This window comes from Mesorhizobium sp. WSM4822 (genome assembly GCF_055811155.1).
Window position 1 is genome coordinate 41,328 of sequence record NZ_JBVVQM010000020.1, and the last position, 22,620, is coordinate 63,947.

Consider the following 22,620-nt stretch of genomic DNA (forward strand, 5'->3'; position numbering starts at 1 on the left):
GGGAAACGCCTGAGTGGAGGTCAGTCATGGGTACTCGCGCCGGAGGACGACGCACGGGACCGAAATGCATTGCCATAGTCGGTCCCTTCGCAAGCGGTAAGACGACACTTCTCGAAGCCATATTGGCCCGTACGGGCTCAATTCCCCGACAAAATCCCGTTTCATCAGGCAACACCGTTTCGGATCATTCGCCCGAGGCGCGCGCCCACGCCATGAGCGTCGAGGCGACGGTCGCCACGACCGAATTCATGGGCGAGCAGATCACCTTCGTCGACTGTCCCGGTTCCATCGAATTCTCTTTCGAGGCCGAACCGGTGCTGGCCGCCTGCGACCTCGCGGTCGTCGTAGCCGAGGCCGATGAAAAGAAGATCCCTGCCCTGCAACTGATCATGCGCAAGCTCGACGATCTCGGAGTGCCGCGCATTCTGTTCCTCAACAAGGTCGACAAGGCAATCACCGGCGTGCGCGACACGCTGAAGATGCTGCAGCCGGCCAGTGCCGTGCCGTTGCTGCTGCGCCAGATTCCGCTGCGCAAGGACGGTGTCGTCATTGGTTCGATCGACCTGGCGCTGGAGCGCGCCTACATCTATCGCGAATATGCCGAAAGCGAGGTGGCGCAGATTCCCGGCGACGACAAAGCGCGCGAGCTCGAAGCGCGTTTCTCGATGCTGGAGACGCTGGCCGACCATGATGACCAGTTGATGGAACAACTGCTCGAGGAGATCGAGCCGCCCAAGGATGCGATCTTCGACGACCTCGCCGCCGATCTGCGTGACGGTGCGGTGATCCCGGTGCTGATCGGCACCGCCGAGAAAGGCAACGGCGTGCTGCGCCTCCTGAAGGCGATCCGCCACGACGCGCCCGACATCGAGGCGACCCGCAAACGGCTCGGTGCACCCGACGGCGCGGCTACCCTGGTCCAGGTGATGAAAACCATCCACACCTCGCATGGCGGCAAGCTGTCGGTGTCGCGCATCCTCTCCGGTCAGGTCGTCGACGGTTCCGAACTCTGGCTGCCCGGCGGCGACACGGCCAAGGTTTCCGGCATCTACCGGATGCTCGGCAAGGACCAGTCCAAGCTCTCCATCGCCAAGGTCGGCGACACGGTGGCACTGGGCAAGCTGGACGAGGTCAAGACCGGCCAGACGCTGAGCTCGGCCAAGGGCGGCATCAAGCCGCTCGTCCAGTTCGAGCCGCCGCAGCCGGTCTTCGCCTTCGCGCTCCGCCCCAAGGAGCGCAAGGACGAAGTGAAGATGTCGGCTGCCATCCAGCGGCTGGCCGAGGAGGACCCCTCGCTCAGCCTGCGCCACAATCAGGACTCGGCCGAAACCGTGCTGTCGGGCCATGGCGAGATGCATCTGCGCGTGGTGCGCGAGCGGCTGGAAGGCAAGAACCAGATACCGGTCGAAGGTCATCCGCCGGCGGTGCCCTATCGCGAGACGATCCGCAAATCGGCGCAGCAGCGCGGCCGTCACAAGAAACAGTCCGGCGGCCATGGCCAGTTCGGCGACGTGGTGATCGAGATCAAGCCGCTGCCGCGCGGTTCCGGCTTCCAGTTCACCGATACCATCACCGGCGGCGTCGTGCCCAAGACCTACATCCAGTCGGTCGAGACCGGGGTGCGCGACTATCTGAAATCCGGGCCGCTGGGCTTTCCGGTCGTGGATGTCGCAGTCAACCTGTCGGACGGCTCCTATCATGCGGTCGATTCCTCCGACATGGCCTTCCAGATGGCGGCCAGGCTGGCGATGAAGGAAGGCATGGCCGCGTGCTTGCCGGTGCTCCTGGAGCCCGTGATGAAGGTCGAGATCGTCACCCCCTCGGACGCCACCTCGAAGATCATCGCTCTCATCCCGCAGCGGCGCGGCCAGATCCTCGGCTACGACGCGCGACCCGACTGGCCGGGATGGGATGTCGTCGAGGCAACCATGCCGCAAGCCGAGATCGGCGACCTGATCATCGAGTTGCGCTCGGCGACCGCGGGCGTTGCCAGCTATCGTGCCGTCTTCGACCACATGGCCGAACTCACCGGCCGTCTGGCCGACGACGCCATGAACACCAACGGCAAGGCTGCCTGATGGCGTGGCGTTCCTCTCGAACCTGATTCGGGGGAACAAAAGAAAACGACGTCCGGCGGGGACCGGACGTCGTTTTGTTCGCGGACCGTTTCCTTGGGAGGTAAAACGTCAGATCCGCCGCATTTGGTACCGCCGAGTTCGGCGGAAAAACGGTTCGGACGCGGTAGCCGCCTGAGCCCGGGCCGCACGAGTGATGCCCCCATCTCCCGTCCGAACCACACCGCGTCCTATGATCTACATAGCAGGTCGCGGGCGTCCGGGATATGTTACCAGAGGTTACATGTCACCGTTACGTGGCAATTGTGATGGAATTTTTGGCCGGCCCAGCAGGGTACAGGCAACAAAAAAGCCGGATCAATGAAGATCCGGCTGAGTTTGATTGGAGTGCCTGTTAAGGCTAACCTCCAGAGGGGAACACTCGAGGGCGCTAATGGGAGGAGAACGCGCCCAGGAGATGATCTATATATGTGCTCATCATGCCCAAGAAACAAGCATCTATTTTGCAACACACACATGCAAAAAGACGCAGGCTGTGGTCTAACCCATTCCAGAAGCCAATAGGACCAGCAAAATCGTCGAAATGGAGCGCTGAATCGGGCAATTGCAACTACAGAATCGCTAATCTCGGCTGGCTTTCGGCTCGAAATGCCAAAACTGGGCAATGATGTGGAAGCGGGCAGCAGGCGTGCATTTCTAAGGCAATCGCGGAGCAAGCAGCCAATGCGGAGGTTTTCGGCGATCGCCGGCAGTGCGGCCTTCTTCATCGTGGCGCCCTGCGTGGTTGCGGGACTGGTGCCCTGGCTGTCGACCGATCGCTGGGGCTTGCCCTGGTCGAGCCTGCCGGGCTTTGCCCCTGTTGGCGGGCTTCTGATCGTTGCCGCGGGCGCGGCACTCCTGCATGCCTTCGGCCGTTTTGCGCTTGAGGGCCTGGGCACACCCGCACCGGTCGCCCCGACCGAGAGGCTGGTGATAGGCGGCATCTACCGCCATGTCCGCAACCCGATGTATGTCGCCGTGCTGTCGATCATCCTCGGCCAGGCGCTGCTGTTCTTGAGCTGGGCGCTGGTCGCCTATGCCGCCGTCAGCGCTGTCTCCATGGGCGCCTTCGTCAGGCTCTATGAAGAGCCGACGCTTAGCCGCCGTTATGGCGCCGAATACGAGACCTACCGCCGCAACGTGCCCGGCTGGCTGCCTCGGCTGATGCCCTGGCGGGGATAATCCCGCAGGGCGTGAAAACGAAAATCAGAAGGACCAGCTTCGGGCTTTGGCGATGATGAAGTCCCGGAACACATGCAGCTTGGCCTGGTTCTTCATCGCGTCGGGATAGGCGAAATAGGTGTCGAAAGACGGCACCTCGGTCTCAGGCAGCAGCTGCACCAGATCGGAGTCCTTGCTGATCACATAGTCGGGCAGCATGGCGATGCCGGCCCCGCCCTGCACCGCCCGCTTGATCGACAATATGTCGTTGATCTGCAGCGTCGGCACCCTTTGTCCGCCTTCGAAATCACCGACCGTTTCCAGCCAGTTCAGCTCCGACAGATGCGACGGCACCGGCACGCCGAAGGTGACGATGCGATGGGCCTTCAGCTCGGCGACGGAAGACGGCTTGCCATGCTTGGCGACATAGGATGGGGCCGCGTAGAGGTGGAAATGCACGGTGAACAGGCGGCGCTGGATCAGGTCCGGCTGCTGCGGCTGGCGCAGCCGGATGGCGCAATCGGCCTGGCGCATGGTGAGATCCAGCTCCTCGTTGGCGAGGATCAACTGCAGGCTGATTTCGGGATAGAGTTCGATGAATTCCTGCACCCGCTCGGTCAGCCAGCCGGCGCCCAGCCCCACCGTCGTCGTCACCCGCAGCACGCCCGACGGGCGATCCTTGGTCTCGGTCAGCCGGGACTTGATGGTCTCCAGCTTCATCAGCACGTCATGCGCCGTGCGAAACAGCATCTCACCTTGCTCGGTCAGCACCAGCCCGCGGGCGTGGCGGTTGAACAGCGGCACGCCGACATCATGCTCGAGCGCGCTGACCTGCCGCGAGATCGCCGATTGCGACAGATGCAATGTCTCGGCCGCATGGGTAAACGACCCCGCCTCCGCCGCAGCGTGAAACACGCGTAGCTTGTCCCAGTCCAACGCCATGATTCCCCTCGTTCTGTTTTGGCGTCTGAATGAAAAATCAGGCTTTTACACGGCGTTTCTAAGCCGCTCTCTGAACTCTCTACTCGGCCGCTTCGCGATGCACTTCGATGCCGGCCAGATACTTCTCCGCCTCGAGCGCGGCCATGCAGCCGAGCCCCGCTGCCGTCACCGCCTGGCGGTAGATATCGTCGGTCACATCGCCGGCCGCGAACACGCCCGGCACATCGGTGCGGGTCGAATCCGGCGCTGTCCACAGATAGCCGTTCGGCTTCTGCTTGAGCTTGCCGGCGAACAGTTCAACCGCCGGCGCATGGCCGATGGCCACGAACACGCCGTCGATCTTGAGGTGCGACACCTCGCCGGTCACCGCATGCTTGAGCTTCAGCCCCTCGACCGAGGGCGGCAGCGGCGTCTTGCCGGGCCGGCCGGTGATCTCATCGACGATCGTGTCCCAGATGACGCGGACATTGTCCTTCTTCAGAAGCCGCTCGCGCAGAATACGTTCAGCGCGAAAATCGCTGCGCCTGTGGATGACCGTCACGCTCCTGGCGAGATTGGACAGATAGAGCGCCTCTTCCACCGCGGAATTGCCGCCACCGACCACCGCGACATCCTTGCCCCTGTAGAAGAAACCGTCGCAGGTGGCGCAGGCCGAGACTCCAAAACCCATGAAGTCCTGCTCGGTCGGGATGCCCAGCCATTTCGCTTGCGCGCCGGTGGCGATGATCAGCGCGTCGGCGGTATAGGTCGTGCCGGAATCGCCCTTGGCGCGGAACGGTCGCACGTTGAGGTCGACCTCGGTGATGATGTCGTTGATGATGTCGGTGCCGACATGCTCGGCCTGTTTCAGCATCTGCTCCATCAGCCACGGACCTTGGATCGGGTCGGCGAAGCCGGGATAATTCTCGACATCGGTGGTGATCATCAACTGCCCGCCCTGCTGCAGGCCGGCGACCAGCATCGGCTTCAGCATGGCGCGGGCGGCATAGACCGCCGCCGTATAGCCGGCCGGGCCGGAACCGATGATGAGAACGGGCGCGTGCTTGGTGGTCATCTAAAGCCTCTGCGGAGGGCTGCCGGGAATTGCGGCATGGAAAACTCGATCATTGTCGCGCGTAATGTAAGTGTTGCCCACGACGCCAGCAAGGCAAGTTGGTGTTCGTCCCCGGAAAGCTTTGTCGCACCTGTCGGCCGCTGATCCCGCGAAATATTCCGGGCGAAGGATGGAATGGACAGCGAAGTCGTTTAATTACAAAATCACGCAAGATTCTTGCGTATTGCCCCTCATGATCGAGAGCCCACATGCCCCTCAAGGCCGACCTCGACGCTATCGACTGGAAGATCCTGCGCGAATTGCAGGGCGACGGCCGTATGACCAATGTCGAACTGTCGAACCGCGTCGGCATTTCGGCGCCGCCATGCCTGCGCCGCGTCAAGCGCCTGGAGGAAGCCGGCATCATCCGTGGCTACCGTGCCTTGCTCAATGCACCAGCGCTCGGCCTCGATGTCGTTGCCTTCTGCCTGGTCGGCCTGCATCATCAGGCCGATGCCGAGCTGCGCATCTTTGCCGAGCGCACCCGCGGCTGGCCGATCGTACGCGACGCCTGGATGGTGTCGGGCGAATCCGATTTCCTGCTGCATTGCGTGGCGAGCGATCTTGGCGCCTTCCAGAGCTTCGTCATCGAGGAACTGACCTCGACCCCGAATGTCGACACGGTGCGCACAGCGCTCACCATCCGCCGGGTCAAGGACGAAGGGCTGGTCTCGTTCGCACAGCCTTGAGCCGGCTGAACCGCAACGAGCTTTCGCCGATGTCGCTTGAAGGCCTCGCCATATCAGCGCCGCTTTGGCGTTCGATAGCTCTCCTGTGAAGCCGGAATTTCTGCCGTAGCCGTCTTGTTGGTTTCCTAGAGCAATTCCAGAAAAAGTATGTAACGGTTTTCCCGGGTAAAGCGCATAGCGCTTTCGGGATTGCGTAAACAGGGGCGCAGGGCAGCCCAATTCCGAGAACAGTGTGCCGTGGGGTGGGACGATGACTCGATTTTCTAGCCCGGTTTCGGCGCTGGTCATCTGCATGAACGAGGCCGACATGATCGGCGAGTGCCTGGAAAGCGTCGATTTCTGCGCCGAGATCATCGTCGTCGATTCGGGCTCGACGGACAGCACTCTGGACGTCGTCAACGGGTACATCGCCAAAGGCTACCCGATAAGGCTTTTTCACAACGATTGGCCGGGCTTTCCTCGTCAGCGGCAATTCGCGCTCGATCAGGCCACGCAACCATGGTGCCTTTCGATTGAAGCCGACGAGGCCATCGACGACGTGCTCAGGCAGTCAATCATGAATGTGACCCAGCTTGGGAATGACGCCTTCGACGGATGGTACATCAGACGCCGCGACAAGCTGAAGGGCTATGGCTATGCGCACCGCTGGGTGCTTCACAACAGGCTGCTGCGTCTTTTCCGCCGCGACAAGGCCACGATGGACCTCAATCTGCGGGTCCATGAGTCGTTCGAGGTGCCAGGCGAAACCGGCACGATAGAAAATGGCGTGCTGCTGCATCGCCGCGAAATGACCATTGCCGAGGATCTGGCAAGGGCCAACACCTACTCCAGCCTCAAGGTTGCCACGCTTGTCGAACGAGCCAAGAAGCCCGGCCTGATAAGACTGGTGCTGTCGCCGCTCGGCAACTTTCTGAAGTTCTACCTGGCCAAGCGCTACTTCCTGTGCGGCCGGCACGGGTTCGTCTATTCGATGCTGGTGATGCTGTATTCGTTCGCGACAGAGGCCAAGCTTTATGAAGCCTGGCGAGACAAAGATCGGATGTAAGCCGTCACGGCGCGCCCGAGGCGGTGCCAAGCGCAGCTATTGCGGCGAGCAGGCCGTCGAAATCCGCGCGCTCGCACCAAGGCCGAATTGTGAAGCCCGATCGGACAGCCGCTTGCCCGTCTACCAGCCAGCCCCGCGCGAGGCCGGCGCGTTGTCCCGCCTCCATGTCGGCCTCCTTGTCGCCGACAATCAGCGAACGCCGCAGATCGAGCCCGAGGCGCCCGGCCGCCTCCAGCAGCATGCCCGGATTGGGCTTGCGCATCGGATGATCGGCAACCGCAAGCACACCGGAGCCAGCTTCGTGATAGGCGCAGGCGACGACCATATCGACGAACGCATTGTCGACGCGCAGCAGCTCGAGCACGCGGCCATTGACGGCGGCGAAATCGCCCCAGCCGAAATAGCCACGCGCGATGCCCGACTGGTTGGTGACGATGATGACCGGAATGCCGGCCCGGTTGGCGGCGGCTATCACCGCGGCTATGTCCGCGCGCAGCACCATTTCGGCAGGATCATCCGGATAGCCCGTATCGACATTGATGGTGCCGTCGCGATCGAGGAACAGCGCCGGCGAGCCGGCGGCGAACACTCTTGAGCCGACCTGCTCGACCCATAGGCCAGGCTCCGCCAGCGGATAGCGGCCAGAGGTCGTGGGATCAGCCATTGCTGAGGCGCGCTTCGACCACCTCGCACAAATGATGGTAAAGGCACAGATGCCCCTGCTGGATGATCGGCGTCGAGGTCGACGGCACGTTGAGCAGGATATCGGACAGAGGCTTCAGCTTGCCGCCGGTGTCGCCGGTCATGCCGATCACCGTCATGTCCATCCTCCGCGCCTGTTCGGCGGCGGCGAGGATGCTCGGCGAATTGCCGCTGGTAGAGATTGCCAGAAGCACGCCGCCGGCCGCGCCATGCGCCTCGACCTGGCGCGAAAACACCGTGTCGAAGCCATAGTCGTTGCCCCAGGCGGTCAGCACCGCTGCATTGGCCGGCAGCGCGATGACATTGTAGGCCTTGCGCTCCTTGAGAAAGCGGCCGACCAGTTCGCCGGCAATGTGGATGGCGTCGCTGGCCGATCCGCCATTGCCAGCGATGAGCAGGGCCTTCCCCGACGAAAGCGCCGTCACCACCGCGCTCGCTGCCTGCTCCATCTCACCGGTCAGGTCCCGTTCGACCATGGCTGATATGGCAGCCGCCGAGCGGACAAGGTAATCGTTCAAGTCGGACATGAAACCCTCAGTTTGTGGTGCCGCCGGCGCGCAATTTGCCAATGGTGTTGGTGGTGCTTTTTCCGGCGACGAGATCGACCAGCACAACGCGGCCGCCGGCTTTCTGCACGGCATCGGCGCCGACCACGGTGTCGACGGTGTAATCGGCGCCCTTGACCAGTATGTCGGGCAGCAGCGCTTCGATCAGCGCCAGCGGCGTATCTTCCTCGAACACCACGACCGCGTCGACCGAGGCAAGTGCTGCCAGCACGCAGGCGCGGTCGTGCTGGTCGTTGACCGGGCGCCCGGCGCCCTTCAGTCGCCGCACCGAAGCATCGCTGTTGAGGCCGAGCACCAGCCGGTCGCATTGGCTGCGCGCCGCGTGCAGCAAGCTGACATGGCCGGCATGCAGGATGTCGAAGCAGCCATTGGTGAAGCCGACGCTCAGGCCCTCTTCCTTCCACGCCGCCACCATGCGCGCGGCCGACGTGGCGTCGAGGATGGCGTCCTTGTGGGCCGTCGGCCCATGCGAACGGAACAGCGCGCCGGTGAGTTCCTCGACCGTCAGCCGCGCGGTGCCGCGTTTTCCCACCACGACGCCACCAGCGGCATTGGCGATCGAAGCGGCCATGACCGTATCGGCGCCCACGGCCAGCGCCAGCGCGAAGCTCGCGATCACCGTGTCGCCGGCGCCCGAAACGTCGAACACTTCGCGCGCCTGGGTGGCGATGTGGCGCGCCTCGTCGGGGCCGACCACGCTCATGCCCTTTTCGCTGCGCGTCGCGACCACGAAATCGAAACCATGTGCCGAAATCAGCTCGCGTGCGGCACCTACGATCTCGTCATCGGCGAACACCGCATGGCCGACGGCCTCGCCGAGTTCCTTGCGGTTGGGGGTAATGGCGGTGGCCCCGGCATAGCGCGCGTAATCGCGGCCTTTCGGGTCGACCAGCACCGGCTTTCCAGCCTCGCGGCAGATGGCGATCAAGTCGCCGGCGACACCGTCGAGCAGGATGCCCTTGCCGTAATCGGACAGGATGACGATGTCGGCATGCGCCAGCGCGGCGCGGAAATGCCGGATCAGGCCGGCTCGCTCCGCAGCGCCGAGCGGCTTGATCTCCTCTTCGTCGAAACGCAGCACCTGCTGGTTGAGCGCGCTGAAGCGGCTTTTGGACGAGGTCATGCGACCACGCTCCTGCGCGAGGCCCGCCGTATCGGCGCCAAGCTCGCCGAGCATCCGCACCAGGCTATCGCCTGCCACATCGGTGCCTATGACCGAGACGGGAATAGCGGCAGCGCCGAGCGAAACGATGTTGGCCACGACATTGCCGGCGCCGCCCATGGTCGAGGTCTCGCCGCGCCCGTGCAGCACCGGGATCGGTGCCTCCGGCGAGATCCGCTCGATGACGCCGTTGACGAAACGATCGAGGATGAAGTCGCCGACCACCAGCACAGTGGCCTGGCCGAACCGCGCAATGGCGCGGTGCAACGGTTCGGGAGAAGGCGGATTGTGCTTGATCATGTCACTGGCAACACAGGGAAAAGGCCGATTTCAAACTCATAAGTGCTCATCAATCGACTGGTCGGATCGTTCATGGCCAAAGCCGATATACCGCAAATTCACGCAGCGCAACGGCAGGGCATGATCCCGGCAGGCTCGGGCGGTCAGCTCTTCTGCAGGGCGACATGGACGCCCAGCCCGACCAGCCCAGCCCCTCCCGCCCGTTGCATCAGCCGCTGTGCGCGGCTCGAACGCCGCAAACGGCCGATCACGGCGCCCGCCAGGAACACACAGACGATATCGGCCGAGGAGAACATCAGATTGACGATCGTGCCGAGCACGACGAACTGCAGCCAGACCGGAAACGCCGCCGAGGCGTCGATGAATTGCGGCAGGAACGCCATGAAGAAGATCGCTGTCTTCGGATTGAGCACCTCGACGGTGATGCTCTCGAAAAAGGCGCGCCGCGCCGATTTGCGCTCGATCGCAGGCAGCGCCGCATCGCCCTCCACGCGCTTGCGAAACAGCGAGACGCCAAGCCAGATCAGATAGAGCGCGCCGACCAGCTTGACCGCCAGGTAGAGCGTCGGCACGGCATGAAACAGCACCGACAGCCCGGCAGCCGCTGCGAAAACATGCACGTAGCCGCCCAGATGAATGCCAAGTGCCGCCGTCAGGCCAGACCAGCGGCCGCGCGCCATCGTCTGCGCGGCCGCATAGAGCATGGCCGGGCCTGGAATGTAGGCGAAAATCGCCGTGGTGGCGAAAAACGCGATGAGCAGTTCGGTCGATGGCATTTTTGGTCCCTCACGATCGTGCTCTGTTCTGTCGATTCAGTCCGCGCGCGGGATGGCTTTGGACTGACCCGTGCGGACAACCGCAGTAAAAGCGAACATAATTTTCTTGTGAAATGACGGGCTGAACGCGCCGATTCGCGCACCCGGCTCGAAATAGGCCGACGCTTCCAGGATATCATGATTGTACTCATCGACCATGACCCAAAGGGGCATAGGGTCGAGGCCCGCACGGTGGCGTTCAATTTCCGGGATGCTAACGGCAACGCGATCACGGCCCGGCTGCGTGGAAGTGATTGCAAGGATGAAGAGGTTCGTACCGCCGGCTTTCCCAGGAACGACAGCCACAAAGGCCACAGGCCGTGACTTCCGGCCTTCGGTCTCGCCGTCTCCGTGTTGACGATGCCAAAGATATGGATATCGCCAGACGTCCGCAGCGGCGGGTTTAATCACGGTCCAATTCCGCGGCGTACTCCTCGAGCATCTCGACATGTTCGGTCGGGGCATCCTCCGCAGCGTAGACGCGGCGGCTGTCGTTGCCGAAGCGCGCTTCGTAGGTCTCGATGCTCATCAGGACGTATCTCGGCTTGTTGTGGCGAGTGATGGAGACCGGCTGCTGGCTGGCAGCTGCAAGCACATCTCCAAGATTCTGTTTCAGATCGGTCGATGGATAGTTTTTCATGGGACACCCTGTTTTGTCCATAATAGACAAAACAGACAAAACAGACAAGCGCATAAAAGTGGCAGGACAGGCGCATGCGCCTGGCTTTGTCGACAGCCCGCCTAGCCTCCCCTATAAGGACCGGAATCGCAAGCAACCAGAGGCCCTTCATGATCATCGTCACGGGCGGCGCCGGCATGATCGGCTCCAACATCGTCGCCGCGCTGAATGCCGAAGGGCATGACGACATCCTGGTCGTCGACGACCTTACCGACGGTCACAAGATCGCCAATCTTGCCGATCTCAAGATCGCCGACTATCTCGACAAGAACGATTTCCTGGACCGCATGGAGGCCGGCTCGCTCGGCCGCATCGAGGCCGTGTTCCACCAGGGCGCCTGCTCGACCACCACCGAATGGAACGGCAAATTCATGATGGAGGTGAATTACGCCTTCTCGAAACGGCTGCTGCATGCAAGCCAGGCGTTGCGCGTGCCTTTCCTTTATGCCTCCTCGGCTTCCGTCTATGGCAGCGGCTCGGAGTTTCGCGAGGATCCCGCGCTCGAGCGGCCGCTCAACGTGTACGCCTATTCCAAGAAGCTGTTCGACGACTACGTCAGGCGAACCGTGTTCGCCGGGCGCACCGCCTTCGATACCGACCATTCACAGGTCGTGGGCTTGCGCTACTTCAACGTCTATGGCCCGCGCGAGGCGCACAAGGGCGCCATGGCCTCCGTCGCCTTCCATCTGTTCAACCAGGTCGAGCGAGGCGAGAACCCGAAACTGTTCGGCGCCTATGACGGGTTCGGACCCGGCGAACAAAGCCGTGACTTCATCCATGTCGGCGATGTCGCCGACGTCAATCTGTGGCTGTGGAAACGGGGCTCAAGCGGCATCTTCAATTGCGGCACCGGCCGTGCCCAGCCCTTCCGCGCCATAGCCGAAACGGTGATCGACACGTTGGGTAAAGGCGAGATTGAATTCATCCCCTTTCCCGACCATCTCAAGGGCAGCTACCAGAGCTTTACGCAAGCTGATATGTCCCGTTTGCGCGCGGCCGGTTATAACGGCCAATTCCGGACAGTGGAAACCGGTGTCAGAGACTATGTCGAATGGCTGAAAGCCCAACGATCCTCGTGATCGGCCCACGCTGGGTGGGCGACATGGTGATGGCGCAGTGCCTGTTTTCGGCGCTGAAGGAGTTGCATCCCAACGCCGCTATCGATGTGCTGGCGCCGGCCTGGGCAGCACCCCTGGTCAAGCGCATGCCCGAAATCCGCCAGCAGATCGACTTTCCGCTCAAACCCGGCGCGCTCGAATTCACCCATCGCCGCCGCTTCGGCCGGCTGCTGCGCGGCCGCTACGACACGGCCTATATCCTGCCGGGCAGCTGGAAGTCGGCGCTGATCCCGTTCTTTGCCCGTATTCCGCGCCGTGTCGGCAATTTGCGAGAGATGCGCTATGGCCTGTTGACCGACATCGTGCCATTGCCCGACAGCATCAAACGACGCACCGCGCAGGCCTATTTCGGCCTTGCCCAGGGCGGTAGTTTCCGGGCGCCACGGCTTAGCGTGGACACGAAAAACCAGGTCGACCTGCTCGGCCGTTTCGGGCTGGCGCCGCAGAAATTCGTGGCCTTGATGCCCGGCGCCGAATTCGGCCCGGCCAAGCGCTGGCCCAGCGAAAGCTATGCCGGGCTTGCCCACGATTTCATGGGCAAAGGCTTGAAGGTTGCTCTGTTTGGCTCGAAGAACGACCGCGACGTGACGGCGGAGATCGCGGCCCTGGCCCCCGGCGTCGTAGATCTCGCCGGACAGACGCGGCTGGAGGACGCCATCGATCTGATATCAGCCGCAAGGCTGGCCGTGTCCAACGACAGCGGGCTGATGCATGTCGCGGCCGCCGTCGGCACGCCGATCGTCGCCGTCTACGGCTCGACCTCGCCTGAGAACACGCCGCCGCTGGGGGAACGCCGCGAGTTGGTCTGGCTTGGCCTGTCGTGCTCGCCCTGCCACCAGAAGGTCTGCCCGCTCGGCCACCTCAACTGCCTGAAGACGCTGGAAGTCGGCCAAGTCGCGGCAGCGGCGGACCGGCTGCTGGACATCCCGGCAGCGGCATGAAGGTGCTGATCGTCAAGACGTCGTCGATGGGCGATGTCATTCACACCTTTCCGGCCGTCGAGGATGCCCGTTGCCACCGCCCGGACCTGTCCTTCGACTGGTGCGTCGAAGAGGCATTTGCCGGTATCGCCGCGCTTCACCCGGCGATCGACAGTATCCACACGGTGGCGATCCGGCGCTGGCGCAAGGCGCTGCTCGATAGCGGCACCTGGCGCGAGGCGGCCGCCCTGCGCCGCACCTTGCGAGATTGCCGCTACGACCTCGTCATCGATGCGCAAGGCCTCCTGAAATCGGCTCTGGTGGCAAGGCAGGCCGGCGCCCCCATTGCCGGCTTCGACCGTTCGAGCGCGCGCGAACCTTCTGCGACGCTGTTCTACGATGCCACTTATCCCGTGCCGCGCGACCTGCACGCCATCGAACGGATACGGCGGCTGTTCGGGCTGGCACTCGGCTATCAGCCCGATCTTTCGACCCTGGACTCCGGCATCGTGCCGCCCGCCGGCACTCTGGCGGGCATCGCCGGAAAAACCGCCTTCCTGCTGCACGGCACCAGCCGCGAAGACAAGAAATGGCCGGCCGAAGACTGGATTGAAACCGCGCGCCTCCTGATTGAGCGGGGGATAACGCCGGTCACGACCTGGTCGAACGAGCGCGAGAAGGCCGTGGCCGAAGCCATTGCCAAGGCAGTGCCATCGACAGTTGTGGTGCCAAAGTCACCGCTGGCCGACATCGCTGCGTTCATCGGCCGCTCGGAACTGGTCATCGGCGCCGACACCGGGCTGACCCATCTCGCCAGCGCCTTCGGCCTGCCAACGGTTGCAGTGTTCCTGGCGACCGAGCCCGGGTTGACGGGTCCGCGCGGGCAATATGCGTCGACGCTTTTGGCAGTGCCCGGGAAGCGTGTGATGCCGGCGGAGGTGGTGGCGGAGGCAGAGAGGCTGGCGGGACTCCAGGTCCTTGGCAAGGCCAACGCTGGCAAGAATTGACGTCAATCGGAAAGGCTGGCGCTGCCCCTCATCCGCCTGCCGGCACCTTCTCCCCGTATAACGACGGGGAGAAGAGAGCTGAACGCAAGGCCAGCGTCTATTCTGCTACGTTGAAAATCGGCGAAATCGTCGATGAGAGCATCTTTCTCCCCGTCACTATACGAGGAGAAATGCCCGGCAGGGCGATGAGGGGCGGCGCAAACCTCAGCTTAAAAATCGCAGCCGCGCCCCCTCAAATCCCCTAGATGAACTGCACCTGGACGATCTCATATCCCCTGGCACCGCCAGGCGCATTGACTTCGATGGCGTCGCCGACTTCCTTGCCGATGAGCGCACGCGCGATCGGCGAGGAGATCGAGATGCGGCCGGACTTCACGTCCGCCTCCTGGTCGCCGACGATCCGGTAAGTCTTCTTTTCCTCGGTGTCCTCGTCGACCAGCACCACGGTGGCGCCGAACTTGATCTTGTCGCCGCTGAGCTTGCTGACGTCGATCACTTCGGCCCGCGCGATATAATCTTCAAGCTCGTTGACGCGGCCCTCGTTGAGGCTCTGCGCCTCTTTGGCGGCATGATATTCGGCATTTTCGGACAGGTCGCCATGCGAGCGCGCTTCGGAGATCGCCTCGATGATGCGCGGCCGCTCTTCCTGCTGGCGCCAACGCAGTTCTTCCTTCAATGACGCGAACCCCTCGCCTGTCATCGGGACCTTGTTCATGATGCCTGACCTTTCCTGCTGCCACCCCCGCGTTTCGGGGAAAGCCTTGTCGATGGGTACAAAAAGAAAACGGGTCCGGCAGCCTCGGGCTAACGGAACCGTTTCACCGCAATTTCCCTGAATATAGCAATGTCAGCGGGTTTTTCACGCCCAAAAATCGGTTTTGCTAAAATCATCCCCGTTTTCATCAGCCAGGGCGGTGAATGAGGCTGGGGGCAACAAAAAGCGGCCGCGATCGCTCGCGGCCGCTTGGTAGAGCCTGGGATCTTTTCAGCTTCTCATGAAATGATCGATCTGCTCGGCCAGCATGCCATATTCACGCGAACCCTTGCCGGTCCGCTTCTCGATTTCCATCAACTGCTGCTGAGCCCCGGCCAGATCGCCGATCTGCAGATGCGCTTCGCCGAGATATTCGCGCACCAGCGTGTAGTTCGGATCGATGCGCAGCGCTTCCTCGTAATAGCCGAGGCCGACGGTGACGCGGCCGGAATGGCGGTGCGAATAGCCGAGATAGTTGAGGATGCGCGGATCCTGCTTGTTGGCGGCAAGGCTGAGCACGGCGATCGCCTCGTCATAGCGCCCGGCCATCGCCAACGCGTGGCCAGCATCATAGATGCTGTCGTCGTCGAGCATGCCCTCCTGGGGTGCGACGCACTTTTTCTTCTTCTTGTCCCAGACTTCGCCCTTCTTGCATTGGGTGACCGTCTGATCGCTGCCGCCACTGTCACCGCCGGCGGCGAACACTGGAACGGCAAGGAACTGCAGCGCGACAAGGGCAGTCGCCACCTGGATCAGCACTCTTTTATGCATCGAAGCCTCCTGGAGGGTGAGAATGCAACACTAACGCCGGTCGGCTTGCGTTTCATCCCGGAAAATTGCGTGCGGAGAACATCAGGTGACGGATGCCGCAAATCCGCTATCATCCGGCAAACGACCTGAGGGAGACGGCCCTTGCAGCGGCGGCTTGAAAAGGACTGGGAGCTTTCGATCGGCCCCGACACTGTGCGCCTGTTCATCCTCAAGGCCAAGGCGCTGAGTGCGGCCGTCAATGAAGACTATGCCGATGGCGCCGAGCATGAGGTCGAGCTCGACGGCGAGTCCCATGTCAACCATCACCATGACGGCCTTGCCGAGGAAAGCTCCGAGAATCTGACCGAGGAAGAGCTGCGTGAGCTGATCAACGACCTCAATGTCGATGAAGCAGCCGAACTGATCGCGCTGGCCTGGGTCGGTCGCGGCGACTACGACGCCACCGAATGGGCGGACGCACTGGCGGCCGCGCGCGAACGCGCCAACAAGCGCACCGCAAAATACCTGCTTGGCATGCCACTGCTCGCCGACTGGCTGGAGGAAGGGTTGGAAGCGATAGGTGCGTAACGGAGCGGTTACCGTTCGTGATGCGGCCGAGGCAACCACCTTGCGTCGGCGCCGTTGACGGCGATGGGGTCGCTTATCTTTTCCCGAACGTTCAGGATCTTGTTCGTCATGGCCGTCACGGCCTTGCTGATGATGCCGGCCGAGGCGAGACATCGCCATCGGCATCACGAGCCGTTGACGCCGAGGATAGAGCAGCCGTTGACACCAAGAGCCGAACAGCCTCTTAAACCGCGAGGCGGAAAGCGCCTGAAACCACGAAGACATCGGTCGGTTACGCCGAAGCAGGCACAGCAGAAAACGCAGTCTCCGCTGCCCTTGCCTGCCGATGCTCCGGTGCCTGGACCATCTGTTCCGGCACCAGCGCCCGGCATTCCGGTGCCGGAACCGCGCCCGGCGGACGCTCGGAAGGCTGACACTGCAAAGCCGCAGGAGCAGAAGACGGAAGCTCCGAAGACCACCGGCGCGCCCGAAGGTTCCAACGAAGAAAAATCCCGCCAGGAAAAGCAGGCACTCCCCGAGTCGTCAGTTCCCGAACCCTCAACCGATACCGAAAGCGAACCGGAGCCGCCCGCGGTCGCGCCAACGCCGACACCAAAACCCGACATCGCGGAGCCCGAGGCTCAGCCGCCCAACGTTGGCCCGCAGCCGCCGCAAAAGCCGGCGGACGCGGACGAGAAGAAGATGCTGCCCGATCCGCGCTCGGCCGATCTGCCCGACGAGAAAATGCCAGCCGAGGAAGTCGCCTGCCGCGAACGACTGAAGACGCTCGGCGTCGAATTCGAAGAACACAAGGCGGAAAGCCAGCCCGAAATCGGCTGTTCGATCCCATACCCCATCGTGCTGAAGAACCTTGGAAAGTCCGTCGCCATCGGCCCCGGCACCGAGCTCAATTGCAAGATGGCCGAGGCGACGGCGCGTTTTGCCGCCGATGTCATCCAGCCGGCGGCGAAAGCCGAATTCGGTGAGGACCTGAAATCGATCGGCCAGGCATCGGCCTTTGTCTGCCGGCCACGCAACGGCACCCGAAAACTGTCGGAACACGCGTTCGGCAACGCGCTCGACATCGCCAGCTTCACGCTGTCGGACGGCAAGAAGATCGAGGTCGGCCCGGCGCCGCCGGAGAAGGACGCCAAATTCCTCAATGCCGTGCGCAAGGCCGCCTGTGGACCCTTCAAGACGGTGCTCGGTCCGGGCGCCGATGCCGATCACTCCCTGCATTTCCATCTCGATCTCGAACCGAGACGGCATGGCGGGACGTTCTGCCAATAGCCGAAAGCGCACTCAGGAATTGGGCTAAATCTATTGCACAGCGCTCGGCGGGAGCGGCTTGTCGATCTCGGCCCTCATGATCAAAACACCACGTGTAAAATCATCAAAATCTTCGATACTCATGCTGCAAGTCTCTTGGACGAAACTTTTATGCCGGAATTGAACCACAACATACTTCTGCTGATCCCTGTCCAGCTTCAGAAGAAAGGCAAACGAATAGGGACTCCTGCGTAAAGTTACATATACTTCACGCAGATCCCGGGCGGTGAAGAACCGTTTTATCGTACGCCAGATCGACATTTACCCCTCCAACCGCAATTATTATAAAACTAGTAGGCGCCTTTTCGAAGATGAATTGCCCTCGCCGATGATCCGCGTGCCGCAATTCGGCCGCAGGCATGAACGCGGGCGCTGAGTTTTCCTTTACCCTTGATCGTTAAAATGCCGGATATCCATCAACGGGATTCCGCCAATGGCCGGCAAATTTCGGGCCGTGTTTTTCGCCACCGCGCGCCAGACAAAATATGCAGCAATGCTGACCGCCGGCCTGGCGCTCGCGGCGCTTTCCGCCTGCAACACCGGCAGTGTGCTGTCGCTGCAGCCAGCCGTCGACGTCGGCGCGCAGACGGCTGCCGTGCCGCAATATGCCGGCATGCAGAAGCTTGTCCCTTCCAATCCATACATGACGCAGGCCGCTTATCCGCGCATGGACGAGCCGATGTCGCCCGTCGAGCAGATGCCGGCCAGCGAAACCGACTGCCGGCAGCAATTGAAGCGTCTCGATGTCGCCTACACCGACCTGGCGCCGATCCATGAAGGCCAGTGCGGCATCGATTATCCGGTCAAGGTTTCGGCCATCGGCAACATCCAGATGAAACCCGCCGCAACCCTGACCTGCGACATGGCCGCCACCTTTGCCGGCTGGACGAAGAACGAGCTCGTCCCCTCCGCCCGCTGGCGCTATTTCTCCGGCGTCAAGACCATCCACCAGGGCTCCAGCTATTCCTGCCGCAGGATTGCCGGCGAAGGTGTCCTGTCCGAGCACGGCAAGGGTAATGCGCTCGACGTCATGAGCATCGAACTCAACAATGGCGACGACATCGACGTGCGCAAGCCCGGCCTGTTCGCCTTCCGCACCCGCGGCTTCCTCAACAATGTGCGCGCCGACGGCTGCCAGTACTTCACCACCGTGCTCGGCCCCGGCTACAACTACGACCACCGCAACCATTTCCATTTCGACATCAAGAATCGCAAGAACGGCTATCGCGCCTGCCGTTAGGGAGAGATCAGCCTAATCGGCGCCACCGGTTGAAGCGGCGATTTGCCGTGCAACCAAGTCCTGGATGCGCCAGAGATTCCGGTCGCGGATGCCGCTCTCTTCAAGCTTGCTCACGGTCCTGAACAAATACTGCGCCGAAGAGCCCCAATGACCGGCAGCCCGCGCCAGCGTGTCGGCAACCTGCTCCAACGGCAACCGGCCGGCATAGGCGCTGCCGTACGGCGCGGCGACGAAAGCCAAGGCACGCAGCGGCCCGTCCCTGGTCTTGACCTTGATCCAGCATGGCACGTTGGTTGGCGGGTTGGCATCGATTTCTCGGCGCATCAACTGGCCGAGTTGCCCGAAATGATCTTCCGCGGGCAGCCGATAGACGATGCCGTTGCAGCTGCCGCCTCGATCGAGCGCCAGCATCAGGGCCGGCAAATCGCGGGTTCCGCGCCAGCGGGTCAGTTTCAGGCAGAACGAGCGGTGCCATCCCGGCGCCGTGGCCGGGCGCTGCTCGACATAGGCGAATTCGGGGTTCCAGATCAACGACCCGTAGGCAAAGACCCAAAGCGTCTCGGGACGATGCTGCAAAAGCAGCTTTTCGACCAGGCCATCGAACTCCACATCGGTGTGCTCGCTGGTTCCGGGCTCTGGCCCGGGATCAGGCTCGACACGCTCAACTTGCGCGACAAGCTCGGCGGTCAACGCCATTGGCTTGCGGCCTGCCGGCTTCCGCTCCATTGCTGCCCCCGCGAGGAAACGATGGCCCACGATAGACCGGCGGCGCGCTGCTGGCCATTGATTTCCAGGGTCCGTCAGGCAACAGATACCGCACGGATCGGGCGGCGTTCATGAGCCAGCGAAGTTTTCGGCGACGCGTTGCAATCTGGGTGGCGGCCTTGCTGACCGCCTATCTGGCGCTCGCCTATTTCGCCGCACCGGAATTCTGGACGTTTCACGATCGCGGCTTTCGCAAGCACAGCTTCGAGATGGTGACGCACACGCCGCAAGGCATTCCGGGCGATCCCATCAATGTCGGCCTTGTCGGCACGCGGAAGGAGGTGGTCCACGCCTTTGCCGTCGCCGGCTGGGACACCGCCGACGCCGTGACCCTGAAGACCGCGATCGAGATCGGTGAAAGCGTGCTGTTCGACCACCCCTACCCCGATGCGCCGGTCAGCAGGCTGCTGTTCGATGGCCGCGCCCAGGATCTCGCCTTCGAAAAGCCGGAGGGCCTCAGCGCCGACCGCCGGCATCATGTCCGCTTCTGGCAGACCGATGCAAGCGGCGACGATGGCCGGCCGCTGTGGCTGGGCTCGGCCAGCTTCGATCGCGGCGTCGGCCTCAGCCACGACACCGGCGCCGTCACCCACCATATCGGCCCCGACATCGACGCCGAGCGCGATTTCCTGATGCGCGACCTGGCCACCGCCGGCACGCTGATCTCGACCAGCGATATATCGGGCGTCGGCGCCACCAGTACGGGACGCAATGGCGGCGGCGATCCCTATTTCACGGATGGCGAGGCAATTGTCGGCGTGTTGAAGCAGTTGCCCTGACCATCGCAAAAGTCAGTTCGTGGTGATCACGATCTTGCCGAACGGCCCTTTCTCCAGATGCTGCAAGGCTTGCGGCACCTCGTCGAAGCCAAAGAGCTTGTCGATGACCGGCTTGATCGCCAGCGCCTCGATCGCCTGATTCATACGTTCGAAGGCGCGGCGATGGCCAACCGACAGGCCCTGCACGGTGATGCGGTTGCGCATGAAGGGCATGATAGGGAAGCTGAGCTCCATCGCGCCCAACAGGCCGATGATCGACAGCCGACCGTCGGCGGCGAGCGCATTCAGCGATCGCCGTGCATTATCGCCGCCGACCATTTCCAGCACGTGGTTGACGCCCAGCCCATTCGTCAGCTCACGCACGGCCTCATCCCAGGCCGGTTGCGTGCGGTAGTTGATCCCTTGCCAGGCGCCGAGCTTTCTCGCCCGCTCAAGCTTTTCATCGCTGCTTGAGGTGACGATGGCGCGCAGGCCGAACGCGGTGGCGAACTGCAGCGCAAACAGCGACACGCCGCCGGTGCCCTGGATCAGAATGGTCTGGCCCGGCACCGGTCTGGTCGCTTCGGCCATGGCGAACCAGGCCGTCAGCGCTGCGATCGGCAATGTCGCGGCCTCGATATCGCCGAGCGATGGCGGCGCCAGCACCGCGGCGTCCTCGCCGAAGATGACATGGTCGGAAAGCATGCCCGACAGCGACGAGCCCAGCGTGTGCTTATGCAGCAGCGGCGGTGCGTCGCCATCCGGCCAATCGGCGATCACTTGGCCGAGCACGCGCTGGCCGACCTGAAAGCGGCTGACCGCACTGCCGACGGCCACCACTTCACCCACCGCGTCGGATGTCGGCACGAAGGGAAAGGCAAGGTCGGGGATCAGCACGCCGTCTACGATCATCTTGTCCTTGTAGTTGAGCGACACGGCCTTGGTCCGCACCAGCAAATCGTGCGGCCCTGGCTCGGGCACCTTGCCTTCCACCTGGCTTAGCCTCGACAGGCCAAAACCGCTCATCTGCCAAGATCTGTTGATTGGGGTGCTCATGTCGTGTCGCGCTCCGTGCGTTGATGCCAGGCGAGACATTTATGCCTTTCGACTATAGAAAATAGTGCTTCCGTGCGGTATAATTTGACACTGATTGCGGATTAAAAGTCGACAATAGGAAATCGCCATGGAAACGGCCGACCTGCAAGGCATCGTCGCGTTTGTTCAGGCGGTGGAGGCCGGCAGCTTCACCAGCGCCGGCGAGCGGCTGCATGTGACGAAGTCGGCGATCGGCAAATCGATCGCGCAGCTGGAGCAGAGACTCGGCGTTCGCTTGCTGAACCGCACCACCCGCAGCCTCAGCCCGACCAGCGAAGGCGTCAGCTATTATGAAGCCTGCGTCCGGGCCCTTGCCGAGATCGAAGCCGCACAGTCGCTGCTTGCCTCGCGCCGTCAGGTCCCGTCTGGCCGGCTTCGGATCGACGTGCCGCTGGCCTTCGGCCGACGCTGCGTCGCGCCCGTGCTGTTCGAGATTTCGAGGAAATTTCCGGACCTGACGGTGGAAGTCTCCTTCAATGACCGCCGCGTCGACCTGATCGAGGAGGGCATCGACCTGGCGATCCGCATGGGCGAACTCGACGACAGCCTGTCGCTTGCGGCCAGGCGCCTCTACGCCCAGCGCTCGGCCATATGCGCGGCTCCCGACTATCTCGACAGGCATGGCCGGCCGCAATCGGTCGAGGATCTCGCCGATCACAGCGTCATCGGCTACGGTCGCGAGGGCATCGTCCGGCCCTGGGTGATCAGGCATTCCGACGGCCATCTCGCAACCTTCATGCCCAAGGCGCGACTCGTTCTCGGCCATGGCGAACCGATGCTGGATGCAGCGCTCGCCGGCTGCGGCATCGCCTTCCTGCCGACATGGCTGGCCGCCGACAGCCTCAAAAGCGGCGATCTCGAAATGGTGCTGTCGGACTGCCTGGTCGAGAACATCGTCGTGCATGCCGTCTGGCCGGTAACGCGCGCGCTCACGCCAAAGGTACGGGTTGTCGTCGACGCCCTCGTCGAACATTTTTCGACGCCGCCCTGGGATGCCGCGTGACCGAAATGCCGGTCATTTCTCAAAAATCACGTCGGACTATTTTCGA

At 62.7% G+C, this 22,620-nt stretch carries 25 protein-coding genes; 12 read left to right on the forward strand and 13 right to left on the reverse strand.

Features of this window, described 5'->3' with window-relative positions:
• Positions 1-26: 26 nt before the first annotated feature.
• Both AC0L3E_RS31485 and AC0L3E_RS31490 read left to right on the forward strand, forming a co-directional pair.
• Positions 27-2,078, forward strand: a complete 2,052-nt coding sequence (locus AC0L3E_RS31485; protein WP_127267438.1) for an elongation factor G — start codon at positions 27-29, stop codon at positions 2,076-2,078.
• A gap of 720 nt (positions 2,079-2,798) precedes the next feature.
• Positions 2,799-3,296 carry a methyltransferase family protein gene (locus AC0L3E_RS31490; RefSeq protein ID WP_128307904.1) on the forward strand — a complete coding sequence of 166 codons (498 nt, stop codon included), beginning with the start codon at positions 2,799-2,801 and terminating at the stop codon, positions 3,294-3,296.
• Between the two features lie 24 nt (positions 3,297-3,320).
• Here the strand turns inward: AC0L3E_RS31490 and AC0L3E_RS31495 are convergent, their stop codons facing one another.
• Entirely contained in the window at positions 3,321-4,217 is an 897-nt protein-coding gene (locus AC0L3E_RS31495; protein WP_023809733.1) for a LysR family transcriptional regulator, read from the reverse strand.
• Positions 4,218-4,296: 79 nt separating this feature from the next.
• Entirely contained in the window at positions 4,297-5,271 is a 975-nt protein-coding gene (gene trxB, locus AC0L3E_RS31500) for a thioredoxin-disulfide reductase (RefSeq protein ID WP_127267436.1), read from the reverse strand.
• A 248-nt stretch (positions 5,272-5,519) separates the two neighbouring features.
• On the opposite strand from trxB, the gene AC0L3E_RS31505 reads away from it, so the two are divergent.
• The gene (locus AC0L3E_RS31505) at positions 5,520-5,999 is read left to right on the forward strand and encodes an Lrp/AsnC family transcriptional regulator (RefSeq protein ID WP_013530077.1); all 480 of its coding nucleotides are present in this window, start codon (positions 5,520-5,522) and stop codon (positions 5,997-5,999) included.
• Positions 6,000-6,249: 250 nt separating this feature from the next.
• On the forward strand, positions 6,250-7,044 hold the full coding sequence (locus AC0L3E_RS31510; protein ID WP_127318541.1) for a glycosyltransferase family 2 protein: 795 nt from the start codon (positions 6,250-6,252) through the stop codon (positions 7,042-7,044).
• Between the two features lie 4 nt (positions 7,045-7,048).
• On the opposite strand, the gene AC0L3E_RS31515 is transcribed toward AC0L3E_RS31510, so the two are convergent.
• The 6 genes from AC0L3E_RS31515 to AC0L3E_RS31540 form a co-directional block, all read right to left on the reverse strand.
• A complete protein-coding gene (locus tag AC0L3E_RS31515; protein WP_127381715.1) occupies positions 7,049-7,708 on the reverse strand; it encodes an HAD family hydrolase in 660 nt (219 codons plus the stop codon).
• A complete protein-coding gene (locus AC0L3E_RS31520; RefSeq protein ID WP_013530074.1) occupies positions 7,701-8,273 on the reverse strand; it encodes a D-sedoheptulose-7-phosphate isomerase in 573 nt (190 codons plus the stop codon). Before AC0L3E_RS31520 ends, AC0L3E_RS31515 begins: the two co-directional genes overlap by 8 nt.
• A gap of 7 nt (positions 8,274-8,280) precedes the next feature.
• Complete coding sequence (rfaE1, locus tag AC0L3E_RS31525) at positions 8,281-9,774, reverse strand: D-glycero-beta-D-manno-heptose-7-phosphate kinase (RefSeq protein ID WP_473606487.1); 1,494 nt, start codon at positions 9,772-9,774, stop codon at positions 8,281-8,283.
• 143 nt (positions 9,775-9,917) lie between these two features.
• Entirely contained in the window at positions 9,918-10,550 is a 633-nt protein-coding gene (locus AC0L3E_RS31530) for a LysE family translocator (RefSeq protein WP_473606488.1), read from the reverse strand.
• A gap of 36 nt (positions 10,551-10,586) precedes the next feature.
• Entirely contained in the window at positions 10,587-11,000 is a 414-nt protein-coding gene (locus tag AC0L3E_RS31535) for a hypothetical protein (RefSeq protein WP_306462371.1), read from the reverse strand.
• Positions 10,993-11,229, reverse strand: a complete 237-nt coding sequence (locus AC0L3E_RS31540) for a type II toxin-antitoxin system Phd/YefM family antitoxin (protein ID WP_127269900.1) — start codon at positions 11,227-11,229, stop codon at positions 10,993-10,995. The genes AC0L3E_RS31535 and AC0L3E_RS31540 overlap by 8 nt, the downstream gene beginning before the upstream one ends.
• A 149-nt stretch (positions 11,230-11,378) precedes the next feature.
• On the opposite strand from AC0L3E_RS31540, the gene rfaD reads away from it, so the two are divergent.
• From rfaD to waaC, 3 genes are read left to right on the forward strand one after another with little or no spacing between them, the layout of a single operon-like run.
• Complete coding sequence (gene rfaD, locus AC0L3E_RS31545; protein WP_128309789.1) at positions 11,379-12,347, forward strand: ADP-glyceromanno-heptose 6-epimerase; 969 nt, start codon at positions 11,379-11,381, stop codon at positions 12,345-12,347.
• Complete coding sequence (gene waaF, locus AC0L3E_RS31550; RefSeq protein WP_128309788.1) at positions 12,320-13,327, forward strand: lipopolysaccharide heptosyltransferase II; 1,008 nt, start codon at positions 12,320-12,322, stop codon at positions 13,325-13,327. Before rfaD ends, waaF begins: the two co-directional genes overlap by 28 nt.
• Entirely contained in the window at positions 13,324-14,313 is a 990-nt protein-coding gene (waaC, locus tag AC0L3E_RS31555) for a lipopolysaccharide heptosyltransferase I (protein ID WP_128309787.1), read from the forward strand. Before waaF ends, waaC begins: the two co-directional genes overlap by 4 nt.
• Positions 14,314-14,554: 241 nt before the next feature.
• Here the strand turns inward: waaC and greA are convergent, their stop codons facing one another.
• Together greA and AC0L3E_RS31565 are read right to left on the reverse strand one after the other, a co-directional pair.
• Positions 14,555-15,028, reverse strand: coding sequence for a transcription elongation factor GreA (greA, locus tag AC0L3E_RS31560; RefSeq protein WP_013530066.1), 474 nt, complete (start codon positions 15,026-15,028; stop codon positions 14,555-14,557).
• Between the two features lie 270 nt (positions 15,029-15,298).
• Positions 15,299-15,838 (reverse strand): tetratricopeptide repeat protein, encoded by a 540-nt coding sequence (locus AC0L3E_RS31565; protein ID WP_128309347.1) that lies wholly within the window; start codon positions 15,836-15,838, stop codon positions 15,299-15,301.
• A 141-nt stretch (positions 15,839-15,979) separates the two neighbouring features.
• Between AC0L3E_RS31565 and AC0L3E_RS31570 the strand changes: the two genes are divergently transcribed.
• Both AC0L3E_RS31570 and AC0L3E_RS31575 read left to right on the forward strand, forming a co-directional pair.
• Positions 15,980-16,405, forward strand: coding sequence for a DUF3775 domain-containing protein (locus AC0L3E_RS31570; protein ID WP_013530064.1), 426 nt, complete (start codon positions 15,980-15,982; stop codon positions 16,403-16,405).
• 186 nt (positions 16,406-16,591) lie between these two features.
• Complete coding sequence (locus AC0L3E_RS31575; protein WP_473606503.1) at positions 16,592-17,674, forward strand: extensin-like domain-containing protein; 1,083 nt, start codon at positions 16,592-16,594, stop codon at positions 17,672-17,674.
• 30 nt (positions 17,675-17,704) lie between these two features.
• On the opposite strand, the gene AC0L3E_RS31580 is transcribed toward AC0L3E_RS31575, so the two are convergent.
• Complete coding sequence (locus AC0L3E_RS31580; protein ID WP_128309344.1) at positions 17,705-17,974, reverse strand: hypothetical protein; 270 nt, start codon at positions 17,972-17,974, stop codon at positions 17,705-17,707.
• A 172-nt stretch (positions 17,975-18,146) separates the two neighbouring features.
• Between AC0L3E_RS31580 and AC0L3E_RS31585 the strand changes: the two genes are divergently transcribed.
• On the forward strand, positions 18,147-18,953 hold the full coding sequence (locus tag AC0L3E_RS31585; RefSeq protein WP_127270418.1) for an extensin-like domain-containing protein: 807 nt from the start codon (positions 18,147-18,149) through the stop codon (positions 18,951-18,953).
• A gap of 12 nt (positions 18,954-18,965) precedes the next feature.
• On the opposite strand, the gene AC0L3E_RS31590 is transcribed toward AC0L3E_RS31585, so the two are convergent.
• Positions 18,966-19,679 carry a gamma-glutamylcyclotransferase gene (locus AC0L3E_RS31590; RefSeq protein ID WP_473606489.1) on the reverse strand — a complete coding sequence of 238 codons (714 nt, stop codon included), beginning with the start codon at positions 19,677-19,679 and terminating at the stop codon, positions 18,966-18,968.
• 110 nt (positions 19,680-19,789) lie between these two features.
• Between AC0L3E_RS31590 and AC0L3E_RS31595 the strand changes: the two genes are divergently transcribed.
• Entirely contained in the window at positions 19,790-20,497 is a 708-nt protein-coding gene (locus AC0L3E_RS31595) for an LssY C-terminal domain-containing protein (RefSeq protein WP_473606490.1), read from the forward strand.
• Positions 20,498-20,509: 12 nt separating this feature from the next.
• Here the strand turns inward: AC0L3E_RS31595 and AC0L3E_RS31600 are convergent, their stop codons facing one another.
• A complete protein-coding gene (locus tag AC0L3E_RS31600) occupies positions 20,510-21,532 on the reverse strand; it encodes a zinc-dependent alcohol dehydrogenase family protein (protein WP_473606491.1) in 1,023 nt (340 codons plus the stop codon).
• A 127-nt stretch (positions 21,533-21,659) separates the two neighbouring features.
• Here AC0L3E_RS31600 and AC0L3E_RS31605 point away from each other — a divergent pair, with 127 nt between their 5' ends.
• A complete protein-coding gene (locus AC0L3E_RS31605; protein WP_473606492.1) occupies positions 21,660-22,574 on the forward strand; it encodes a LysR family transcriptional regulator in 915 nt (304 codons plus the stop codon).
• The last annotated feature ends 46 nt before the right edge of the window (positions 22,575-22,620 follow it).

Excerpts from the sequence above, each read along its gene's own strand:
- AC0L3E_RS31485 (WP_127267438.1), top strand. The coding sequence starts at position 27 with ATGGGTACTCGCGCCGGAGGACGACGCACGGGACCGAAATGCATTGCC.
- AC0L3E_RS31490 (WP_128307904.1), top strand. The coding sequence starts at position 2,799 with ATGCGGAGGTTTTCGGCGATCGCCGGCAGTGCGGCCTTCTTCATCGTG.
- AC0L3E_RS31495 (WP_023809733.1), bottom strand. The coding sequence starts at position 4,217 with ATGGCGTTGGACTGGGACAAGCTACGCGTGTTTCACGCTGCGGCGGAG.
- trxB (WP_127267436.1), bottom strand. The coding sequence starts at position 5,271 with ATGACCACCAAGCACGCGCCCGTTCTCATCATCGGTTCCGGCCCGGCC.
- AC0L3E_RS31505 (WP_013530077.1), top strand. The coding sequence starts at position 5,520 with ATGCCCCTCAAGGCCGACCTCGACGCTATCGACTGGAAGATCCTGCGC.
- AC0L3E_RS31510 (WP_127318541.1), top strand. The coding sequence starts at position 6,250 with ATGACTCGATTTTCTAGCCCGGTTTCGGCGCTGGTCATCTGCATGAAC.
- AC0L3E_RS31515 (WP_127381715.1), bottom strand. The coding sequence starts at position 7,708 with ATGGCTGATCCCACGACCTCTGGCCGCTATCCGCTGGCGGAGCCTGGC.
- AC0L3E_RS31520 (WP_013530074.1), bottom strand. The coding sequence starts at position 8,273 with ATGTCCGACTTGAACGATTACCTTGTCCGCTCGGCGGCTGCCATATCA.
- rfaE1 (WP_473606487.1), bottom strand. The coding sequence starts at position 9,774 with ATGATCAAGCACAATCCGCCTTCTCCCGAACCGTTGCACCGCGCCATT.
- AC0L3E_RS31530 (WP_473606488.1), bottom strand. The coding sequence starts at position 10,550 with ATGCCATCGACCGAACTGCTCATCGCGTTTTTCGCCACCACGGCGATT.
- AC0L3E_RS31540 (WP_127269900.1), bottom strand. The coding sequence starts at position 11,229 with ATGAAAAACTATCCATCGACCGATCTGAAACAGAATCTTGGAGATGTG.
- rfaD (WP_128309789.1), top strand. The coding sequence starts at position 11,379 with ATGATCATCGTCACGGGCGGCGCCGGCATGATCGGCTCCAACATCGTC.
- waaF (WP_128309788.1), top strand. The coding sequence starts at position 12,320 with ATGGCTGAAAGCCCAACGATCCTCGTGATCGGCCCACGCTGGGTGGGC.
- waaC (WP_128309787.1), top strand. The coding sequence starts at position 13,324 with ATGAAGGTGCTGATCGTCAAGACGTCGTCGATGGGCGATGTCATTCAC.
- greA (WP_013530066.1), bottom strand. The coding sequence starts at position 15,028 with ATGAACAAGGTCCCGATGACAGGCGAGGGGTTCGCGTCATTGAAGGAA.
- AC0L3E_RS31565 (WP_128309347.1), bottom strand. The coding sequence starts at position 15,838 with ATGCATAAAAGAGTGCTGATCCAGGTGGCGACTGCCCTTGTCGCGCTG.
- AC0L3E_RS31580 (WP_128309344.1), bottom strand. The coding sequence starts at position 17,974 with ATGTCGATCTGGCGTACGATAAAACGGTTCTTCACCGCCCGGGATCTG.
- AC0L3E_RS31585 (WP_127270418.1), top strand. The coding sequence starts at position 18,147 with ATGGCCGGCAAATTTCGGGCCGTGTTTTTCGCCACCGCGCGCCAGACA.
- AC0L3E_RS31590 (WP_473606489.1), bottom strand. The coding sequence starts at position 19,679 with ATGGAGCGGAAGCCGGCAGGCCGCAAGCCAATGGCGTTGACCGCCGAG.
- AC0L3E_RS31595 (WP_473606490.1), top strand. The coding sequence starts at position 19,790 with ATGAGCCAGCGAAGTTTTCGGCGACGCGTTGCAATCTGGGTGGCGGCC.
- AC0L3E_RS31600 (WP_473606491.1), bottom strand. The coding sequence starts at position 21,532 with ATGAGCACCCCAATCAACAGATCTTGGCAGATGAGCGGTTTTGGCCTG.
- AC0L3E_RS31605 (WP_473606492.1), top strand. The coding sequence starts at position 21,660 with ATGGAAACGGCCGACCTGCAAGGCATCGTCGCGTTTGTTCAGGCGGTG.